The following is a 9,434-nucleotide window of genomic DNA, read 5'->3' as shown; positions in this document are numbered from 1 at the left end:
GCAGACCGCGGTTGGTGCCGAAGATCTCACCGGACTCGGGCGAGTTGACCAGGAAGTTCACGAGCGTCGCGGCCGCCTCCGGGTGCTTGGTCTTGGCCGACACGGCCTCGAGCATCGACGGCTTCAGGTACAGGTCCTTCGCGCCCTCCTCGGTGACCGGCGGCGCGACGAGGTTCAGCTCGGTGTAGTCCGCGCCCAGGTTGGCGAGGTACCCGGCGCCGAAGTTGTCCCACGTGAGCTCGGACGCCGTCTTGCCGGCGTCGAAGCCGGAGAGGGGCTTGATCTCTTCGAGCATCTGCTGGGGGATGCCGATGCCGTCGCGGATCGCGTCGCCCTGCTCCCAGAACGCCTTGAGGTCCTTCTCCGTGAAGTTGGGCTCGCCGTCGTCGGTGAACAGGTCCTTGCCCTTCGCGCGCTGCTGGACCTCGAAGTTCTGGATGCGGCCGGTGAAGTCCGTGCCGCCGTAGACGGAGCCGCCACCGGCATCGGTGACCTCGCCCATCCACTCGGTGTAGTCGTCCCAGCTGCCGCCCTCGAAGTCGTCGACGCCGACGGACTCGAGCAGCTTGGGGTTGGTGAACAGGCCCCAGGCGTTGGTGGAGGTCGGGATCGCCGTGGTCTTGTCGTTCACGACGCCGATGCTCAGGATGTTCTCGGGCAGCGGGTCGGTCTCGATGATGTTGCCGAGGTAGGGGTCGAGCTCGAGCAGCAGGCCGTTCTCGGAGTACTGCCGCAGGTACGAGTAGTCGAACTGCATCACGTCGGGCAGACCGCCGCCGGCGGCTTCGGTTTGACGCTTCTCCCAGTACGAGGGGAAGTCCAGGAACGACGTGTTGACCGTGATGTTGGGGTACTGCTTCTCGAACTCCGCGATGACCTTGTCGTAGAGACCGGCGCGGACGTCGTTGCCCCAGAACGACATGTTCAGGGTGACCTTCTCGTTCGCGTCGAGCGTCGGGGTGGCGTCGGGGTTGTCGCCGCTGCTGCCCGACGCGCAGCCGGCCAGTACCAGGGCGGCGCCGGCGGCGACCGCCGCGGCGGTGAGCGCACGCTTCTTGGTGAACATCCTTGTCCTCTCTTGAACGTCTGTGTTCTGTCTTTTCCGCGCAGACGTTCCGTTGTCTGTGTGTGCGGGTGGGCGCATCCCTCGGTGCGATGGGCGATGCTGGAAAGCGCTTGCCCGCCACGGTACCCCGTCTAAAAACGTTTCGCAAGACACCGGGACGAGAAATTTGAACGATTCAGTAACGGGATGCCGACGACGCCTGTGTCCGGTCCCAGTCTGCCGCATCGCCTGATCAGGCGAAAACGCTTCGATGGCGGCGAGAGCGGACCGGGATGCCGGCTATCGGCGCGGGCGCAGATCGATCACGGCACTGGCGAAGCCGGTGCGGTGCGTCGGATGTGCGGCGAGATCCGCCGGCGTGACGACGGCGCCGTCGGCGTCGGCCGACGCGTAGACGGCGGCCACGATCTCGATCGAACGCGCGGGAGCGTCCGCGACCGGCGGCAGTGGTGCGCCGCTGCGCAGCGCGTCGAACACCGCACGCAGCAGCGGCTCGTGCCCGCTGCGCTCCTCCGTCGCGGGAAGCGCCCACGTGTCGGCCTCGGCGGCGTCGACGTGCGGCGCCGGGGTGATGCGCCAGTTCTCGTGCCCGTGGCCGTAGAGATGGTCGACGGTGATCGTGGCCTTCTCGGTGTCGATGCGCACGCTGCTGACCTCGCGCGGCGAGAGCGTGCTCGACACCATCTGTGCGACGACGCCGCCCTCGAACACGATGGTCGCCGTCGACACGTCCTCGGTCTGGGTCTCGCGGTCCAGTCGCCACAGTCGGCCCTCGACGCGCGTCCAGTCGCCGAGCAGATAGGCCAGCAGGTCGATCTGGTGGATCGCGTGACCGAGCGTCGTTCCGCCGCCCTCGGTCTGCCACTTGCCGCGCCACGGGACGGCGAAGTACTCGGCGCCGCGGTACCAGAGCGTCTGGCACTGCGCGACGAGCGGGCGTCCGAGCGCACCCGCGTCGAGCAGGCCCTTGACGTGCGCCGCTGCGGTGCCGGTGCGCTGCTGGAACACGACCGCGAGCTCGCGCCCGGCGGCGGCAGCGGCATCCGTCATCTGCGCCAGCTCGTCCAGCGACGGTGCCGGCGGCTTCTCGACGACGACGTGCGCGCCCGCCGCGAACGCCGCGAGGGCCTGGGCGGCGTGCGCGCCGGGCGGCGTGCAGATCAGCACCACGTCAGGGTGCTCGGCCGTCAGCAGCGTGTCGAGGTCGTCGTACACCGCGGGCACGCCGTGCTCCGCGGCGAAGGCCTCGGCCGAGGCGCGGGAAAGGTCGGTGGCCGCGATGAGCTCGGCGTGCGGGTAGGCGGCGACAGCTGACGCGTGCGACCGGGCGATCGCGCCGGTCCCGACGATGGCGCAGCGGAGGGTCTCGGTCACGTGTGCTCCCTGTGCGGGTCGAAGAGCCTGTGGAGGCCGGATGCCGGGCGCCCGGCATCCACCATCCCAGCGTATGCCGTGGCACAGGAAAGCGCTATCCCAACCGCCGCTCGCCGACGGAACACACCGGAGTCGCGAAAGGGTGGATTCTCGCGCGACGAAGCGCGCAGAGATCTGCCCTTTCGCGATTCCTGGCGGGGCCGGGCTCAGCGGGGGAGCCCGGACTGCGTCGCGTGCAGGTGGGCGTACCGGCCGTTCGCGGCGACGAGCGCGTCGTGGCTGCCGACCTCGACGACCTCGCCGTGCTCGAGCACGACGATGCGGTCCGCCTGGCGGATGGTCGACAGACGGTGCGCGACGACCAGAGTCGTGCGACCCCTCATGAGACGGTCGAGCGCCTCCTTCACGAGCTCCTCGGACTCCGGGTCGAGGGCCGAGGTGGCCTCGTCGAGGAGGAGGATGCGGGGGTCGCGCACGAGCGCGCGGGCGATCGCGAGGCGCTGTCGCTGCCCGCCCGACAGGCGTGCGCCGCGCTCGCCGACGACGGTGTCCCAGCCGTCAGGAAGCGTGTCGACGAACTCGGCGGCGTTCGCATCGCGCAGCGCGGCGCGCAGCCGGTCGTCCGATGCGTCGTCGAGGCCGTACGCGATGTTCTCGCGGATCGTGCCCTCGAACAGCACCGACTCCTGCGGCACGACCGACACCCACTGGCGCACCGTCCGCAGATCGAGCTCCTGCATGTCGTCGCCGTCGAGAAGGATGCGCCCCGATGTCGGGCGCACGAAGCCCAGCACGAGGTTGAGCATCGTCGACTTGCCCGAGCCGGACGAGCCGACGAAGGCCACGGTTTCGCCCGGCGCGATGTCGAGCGAGACGTCGTGCACGGCGTCCCGGTCCGCGCCCGGGTAGCGCTGCGTCACGTGCTGCAGTTCGAGGTGCCCGCCCACGTGCGCGACGGAGCGCTTGCCCTCGTTCTGCTCGAGGTCGGGCTCCTGCAGCACCTCCGAGATCGAGCGCATCGACTCCAGGCCGCGCGCGCCGACGGGGATCAGCATGAGCAACTGCGTGAGGCCCTGCGTCAGGAGGGTGAAGTACGACGACAGCAGCACGACCTCGCCGGGCGTGATGGGGAGGATGCCGGTGAGTGCGAAGACCGCGGCGAGCACGAGGCATCCGAGTCCCAGCAGCTGCATGGCCACCCACGAGATCGACGCGACGTGGCCGTTGAGCAGATCGAGCTCGTACCCTGCGCGGCGCACGCCGTCGGCGCCGGCCTGCACGCGCGACACCGCGGTGCGCTCCAGGCCGTGCGCGCGCGTCACCGGGATGAGCGAGGCCATCTCGCCCACGCGGGCGGCGAAGCCCTCGACCTCACGGCGGAACACCTCGTTGCGGGCCCGCGAGCGGCGGCTGAGGCTGCTGCGCAGGATGAGCGCGACCGGCGCGGCGAGGGCGTACACGGGGAGGAACTGCGGCACCGCGATCGCCGTCATGACGATGGCGCCGACGAGCACCATGGTCGACGACAGCAGCGGGTGGGTCACCTGCTGCAGCATCAGCTCCACGTTCTCGACGTCGCGGACCACCTTGGTCTGCACGATCGACGAGCTCACGCGCGTGTGGTACCCGATCGACAGGCTCTGCAGCCGCGCCGCGAGCGCGTTGCGCAGGTCGGCCCCGGTGTCGCGCACCACCCGCATGAAGTTGCGGGTGTACACCATGTGCATCGGGTAGTTCTGGATCAGCAGCACGGCCGCGACGCCGAACCAGATGAGCACGGTCGACACCTCGCCGCCCGTGGCGACGAGGTCGATGATCCTCGCCGTCACCACGGGCAGGAACCACAGCGGGATCTCTTTGCACGCGAACGCCAGAACCGCCAGGATCATGCGACCGGGGCGGCGGGCGAGAAGCTGCAGGACGGAGCGGCCGGGACGGGGGTTCTGGGCGATCCCGAGGACGGGGATAGCGCCGGTAAACGCTTTCTGCGTCATCCCGTCATCGTATCGGCGATGCCGTGACATCGGACCGCGGCGCGGAGATCGCGGCTCGGGAAGGCGCCCGCGTCGGTGGCGTCAGCCGCCGGTCGAGGCGCGGACCACGAGCTCGGGCTGGTAGACGATGTCGTCGCGGGCGGAGTCCGGCGCGCCGCCGATGCGCGCGAGCAGGAGTTCGGCGGCCGTGCGCCCCATCTCGCGGGCCGGCTGGCGCACCGAGGTCAGCGGCACGCCGGCGATAGCCGCGAACTCGATGTCGTCGTAGCCGACGACCGCGATGTCTTCGGGCACGCGCACGCCCCGCGAGATGAGCCCGTGGACGAGGCCGATGGCGAGGTGGTCGTTCGAGGTGACCACGCCGTCGGGGCGGTCGGCGGGGGAGCGGGCGGCGAGCTGCTCGCCGAACGCGAGGCCGAGTTCGGAGGTCGTGCGGTGCGTCCAGATCGTCTCGAGCGTCGCCCGCGGGTGCGCGGCGACGGCCAGCTGCGCGCCCTGCAGGCGCTCGCGCACCTGCCGCACCTCTTCGCGGGCGCCCACGAACGCGAGCCGGCGGCGCCCCGTCGACAGCAGGTGCTCCGCGGCCAGCCGTCCGCCCGCGACGTCGTCGAACGAGACGGACGGCAGCGCACCGCTGTCGTCGACGGCATCGACGAGGACGACCGGGATGCCGCGCCCCCGCAATCTCTGCAGCCAGGGTTCCACCGGGCCGAACGGGCTCACCAGCGCACCCTCGACCTGCACCCGCTCGAACAGCTCGAGGTGGTCGCGCTCCTTGGCTGCGTCGTCGCTGGAGTTGCCGACGAGGACCCGCAGGCCCGCGGCCGAAGCGGCGTCCTCGGCGCCGGCGACCACGTCGGCGAAGAACGGGTTGGCGATGTTGATGACGGTCATGCCGAGGAGCCCTGAGCGCCCAGCGCGGAGCTGCTGCGCCGCCTGCAGGGGCACGTAGCCGAGTTGGTCGGCGGCGGAGCGCACCCGGTCGACGAGCTGCGCGCTGACGAGGTGCGGCCGGTTCAGCGCGTTCGAGACGGTGCTGATCGACACGCCTGCGCGGTCGGCGACATCGCGGATGCCGATGCGCTTCATGTCGTCATGGTATGCGCTTTCCTTGTGCGGGAGGGCTCGACGGCAGCGTGCGTGTTCGTTATCGCGGCGTTACCAGAAAGCATTTGACGAATCCCCACAGCGCTCCTACTCTTCAATCGAAGCGGTTCGACATTGAAGCGGTTCGACACTGATCTCGAATCCCGCTCGGCCCCCGCGGGGCACCGAGACGAGCGGCACCCACGTACACGAAGGAGTGACATGGAACGACGTCATGCTCACCCGACGGCATCCCTCGGGGTCGCCGCAGCCGAGAGCGGGGCCCGATGACCACCCAGGCTCAGGCCCAGACCGTCATCCAGGAGGCGGCCGTCCGCAACCTGGAGAAGAACTCCAGAAAGCGCCCGGGGCGGCGCCTGCGTCCGGCCGGCAGCCGGACGTCGTTCACGCTCTTCCTCTGCATCCTGCCGTTCCTCGTCCTCGCCTTCCTGTTCTCGTACCTGCCGCTGTACGGCTGGGTGTACTCGCTGTACGACTACAAGCCGGCCCTCGGCCTCGAGGGCAGCGAGTTCGTGGGACTGCAGTGGTTCGAGATGCTCGTGAGCTCGCCGACGCAGATGGCGCAGATCGGGCAGGTGCTGCTGAACACCCTCGCGATCAGCTTCCTCGGCATCGCTACCTCGGTCCTGCCGCTGTTCTTCGCGATCTTCCTGAACGAGATCAAGGCGCCGTGGTTCCGCAACTCGGTGCAGACCCTCACGTCGCTGCCGAACTTCATCTCGTGGGTGCTCGTGTACATGATCGCCTTCTCGCTGTTCTCCAGCTCGGGACTTGTCAACGACGTCCTCATGGACTCCGGGCTCATCACCACGCCGGTGAAGTTCCTCGACACCGACCAGAACGTGTGGATCACCATGACGCTCTGGAGCATCTGGAAGGGCCTCGGCTGGGGAGCGATCATCTACCTCGCCGCGATCGCCGGCATCGATCAGTCGCTCTACGAGTCCGCCCGCATCGACGGGGCCGGGCGCTTCCAGCTCATGCGGCACATCACCCTGCCGCAGCTGATGCCGACCTACCTGGTGCTCCTGCTGCTGTCGATCGCCAATCTCCTCAACAACGGCATGGAGCAGTACTACGTGTTCCAGAACGCGTTCAACAAGCAGTGGATCCAGGTGCTCGACCTGTACGTCTACAACATCGGCATGACCGGCAACAGCCTGTCGATGGCCACCGCGATCGGCATGCTCAAGAGCATCATCTCGGTCGTCCTCCTGCTCACCGTCAACGCGGTCTCCAAGCGGGTCCGCGGCGAATCGATCGTCTAGGGGCCACCGCGATGACCATGACGAAGACCCTCACCACCGTCAAGCGCGGCGACACGTCGGCCCGCTACCGGGCCTCGGCCGGCGACCGGGTGTTCCGCGGCGCGAACTACCTGCTGTTCGCCGTGTTCGCGGTGATCTGCGCGTACCCCTTCTACTACCTGATCATCAACTCGGTCAGCGCCAACGACGTGTCGGCGCTCGGCGATGTGCGGCTCTGGCCGGTCGGGTTCCACCTGTCGAACTACTCCCAGGTCTTCGCGCTGCCGGGGCTGCCGATGGCGACCGCCGTCAGCGTCGGCCGCACCGTGCTCGGCACGACCCTGACGGTGCTGGCATCCGGGTTCCTGGGCTTTATGTTCACCCAGACCCGCATGTGGGGCCGCAAGTTCTGGTATCGCTTCCTCATCATCACGATGTACTTCAGCGCGGGCCTGATCCCGGTGTTCATCATCATGAAGACGCTCGGGCTGACGAACAACTTCTGGGTCTACGTGCTGCCGTTTGTGGTGCAGCCGTTCAACGTGATCCTCGCGAAGACGTACGTCGAGTCGATGCCGAAGGAGCTGCAGGAGGCCGCCGAGATGGACGGCGCCAACATCCTGCAGGTCTTCTTCCGCGTCTACCTGCCGAACATGACGCCGATCCTCGCGACGATCGCGATCTTCAGCGCGGTGACGCAGTGGAACAGCTTCCAGGACACGCTGATCTACATCACCGACCAGAGCCTGTACACGCTGCAGTACCTGCTCTACATGTTCATCAACCAGGCATCGAGCCTCGCGCAGGCGGCGCAGAACGCCGGCGGCAACATCGGCCAGATCGCGAACCTCGCCACGGCCCAGACGCCGACCTCGATACGCATGACGGTGTCGGTGCTCGTCGTGCTGCCGATCATCTTCATCTACCCCCTGTTCCAGCGCTTCTTCGTGAAGGGCATCATGCTGGGCGCCGTCAAGGGTTGACGGCGGCCATGCACCACCGAGAAAGGAAAGCAATGAAGCTGCGAAAGAAGGTGGCCTTGGCGCTCGTGGCGCTCCTGGCCGCGGGGTCGCTGGCGTCGTGCAGTGCGGGCGGCGACAGCAGCACCCAGGGCGCGATCGACAAGTTCCCCGAGAAGTGGGACAAGGAGATCACGATCGACGTGTTCGACGGCCTCGCGAACTACATGGGCGTGCAGCAGGGCTGGTTCGCCAAGATCGTCGAAGACAAGTTCAACATGAAGCTGAACATCATCGCCCCGAACGTCGCGGGCGGCGGCGACACGCTCTACAACACCCGCGTCTCAGCCGGAGACCTCGGCGACCTCATCATCACCGACAAGGGTCAGAAGCTCGACGAGCTCATCGAGGGCGGTCTCGTCGCCGATGCGTCGAACTACTACCCCGCGATGAAGAACCTCGACACGTACGACGCGGCGGTGCAGCACCTCAACGACGGCAAGGACGGCGTCTACGGCTTCCCCTCGTCGCTGTCGACGCTGAAGCCCAGTGAGCCGTCGGAGGGGCTGGACCCCACGTTCGGCGCCTACATGCGCTGGGACTACTACAAGGAGCTCGGCTACCCCGCGGTCGGGACGCTCGAAGATCTGCTGCCGATCCTCCAGCAGATGCAGAAGGCGCACCCCACCGCCGACAACGGGCAGCCCACCTACGGGTTCTCGCTCTTCAAGGACTGGGACGGCAACATGATGGTCACGGCGAAGCAGCCGGCGACCTACTACGGCTACGACGAGATCGGCTTCGTGCTCGCCAAGGCCGACGGGTCGGACTACCAGAGCATCCTCGACCCCGAGGGCGAGTACATGCGCAACCTGAAGCTGTACTTCGACGCCAACCAGCTGGGGCTGGTCGACCCCGAGTCGACGACCCAGAACTACGACACGCTGTTCTCGAAGATGCAGGCGGGTCAGGTGCTGTTCTCGTGGTGGCCGTGGCTGGGGCAGTCGGCGTTCAACACCGACGAGCACATGCAGGCCGGTCAGGGCTTCGAGATGGTGCCGCTGGGCGACCAGGACATCTTCTCGTACGGCGCTGAGGCGTACGGCGGCAAGCAGGTCTTCGCCATCGGCTCGAAGGCCGAGGACCCCGAGCGCATCGCGGCGTTCATCGACTGGCTGTACTCTTCGGAGGGCACGTACGCGAACAGCGCGCAGACGGGCGGCACCGCCGGTCCGAAGGGCCTCACGTGGGACGTCAACGACGCGGGCGAGCCCGAGCTCACCGACTTCGGCTACCAGCAGTTCCTGGGCGGCGGCGCGACCGTGCCCGAGGAGTGGGGCGGCGGCAGCTACGAGGACGGCGTCTCGGCGCTCAACATCAGCGCGGTCCTGCCGAAGCAGGTCGACACCGAGACCGGCTACCCGTTCAGCTACACGTTCTGGCCGACCTACCAGGCGAAGACCGCCAACGCGCTGACGCAGGACTGGTCGGCCAAGATGGGCGGGGCGACCACGACGATGGACTACCTGACGTCGAACGACGAGCTGCTGGTCGCGCCCGGGGCCAGCTACACCGCTCCGGCGGACCCGTCCGACATCGAGGCGCTGCGCAACCAGGTCAAGGAGATCATCAAGCAGTACTCGTGGCAGATGGTCTTCGCCGAGAACGAGGGACAGTTCGAGTCGCT

7 protein-coding genes are annotated in these 9,434 nt (G+C 68.0%); 3 read left to right on the top strand and 4 right to left on the bottom strand.

Features of this window, described 5'->3' with window-relative positions; genetic code table 11:
- From ACTHNQ_RS10200 to ACTHNQ_RS10185, 4 genes are all read right to left on the bottom strand, one after another.
- Positions 1-1,066: ABC transporter substrate-binding protein (locus ACTHNQ_RS10200; protein ID WP_440333269.1), on the bottom strand; the 1,066-nt coding region annotated here is incomplete at its 3' end.
- Between the two features lie 279 nt (positions 1,067-1,345).
- Positions 1,346-2,440, bottom strand: coding sequence for a Gfo/Idh/MocA family protein (locus tag ACTHNQ_RS10195; protein ID WP_440333268.1), 1,095 nt, complete (start codon positions 2,438-2,440; stop codon positions 1,346-1,348).
- 206 nt (positions 2,441-2,646) lie between these two features.
- A complete protein-coding gene (locus ACTHNQ_RS10190; RefSeq protein WP_440333267.1) occupies positions 2,647-4,434 on the bottom strand; it encodes an ABC transporter ATP-binding protein in 1,788 nt (595 codons plus the stop codon).
- Positions 4,435-4,515: 81 nt separating this feature from the next.
- On the bottom strand, positions 4,516-5,523 hold the full coding sequence (locus tag ACTHNQ_RS10185) for a LacI family DNA-binding transcriptional regulator (RefSeq protein WP_440333266.1): 1,008 nt from the start codon (positions 5,521-5,523) through the stop codon (positions 4,516-4,518).
- 284 nt (positions 5,524-5,807) lie between these two features.
- Here ACTHNQ_RS10185 and ACTHNQ_RS10180 point away from each other — a divergent pair, with 284 nt between their 5' ends.
- The 3 genes from ACTHNQ_RS10180 to ACTHNQ_RS10170 all read left to right on the top strand — a co-directional run.
- Positions 5,808-6,809, top strand: a complete 1,002-nt coding sequence (locus tag ACTHNQ_RS10180) for an ABC transporter permease subunit (protein ID WP_018173141.1) — start codon at positions 5,808-5,810, stop codon at positions 6,807-6,809.
- Between the two features lie 11 nt (positions 6,810-6,820).
- Complete coding sequence (locus tag ACTHNQ_RS10175) at positions 6,821-7,771, top strand: carbohydrate ABC transporter permease (protein ID WP_440333265.1); 951 nt, start codon at positions 6,821-6,823, stop codon at positions 7,769-7,771.
- Positions 7,772-7,803: 32 nt separating this feature from the next.
- Positions 7,804-9,434: ABC transporter substrate-binding protein (locus ACTHNQ_RS10170; RefSeq protein ID WP_440333264.1), on the top strand; the 1,631-nt coding region annotated here is incomplete at its 3' end.

It is taken from the genome of Microbacterium sp. (assembly GCF_051953575.1).
Taxonomy (GTDB): domain Bacteria; phylum Actinomycetota; class Actinomycetes; order Actinomycetales; family Microbacteriaceae; genus Microbacterium.
This window is presented reverse-complemented; position numbering and strand designations above follow the sequence as displayed.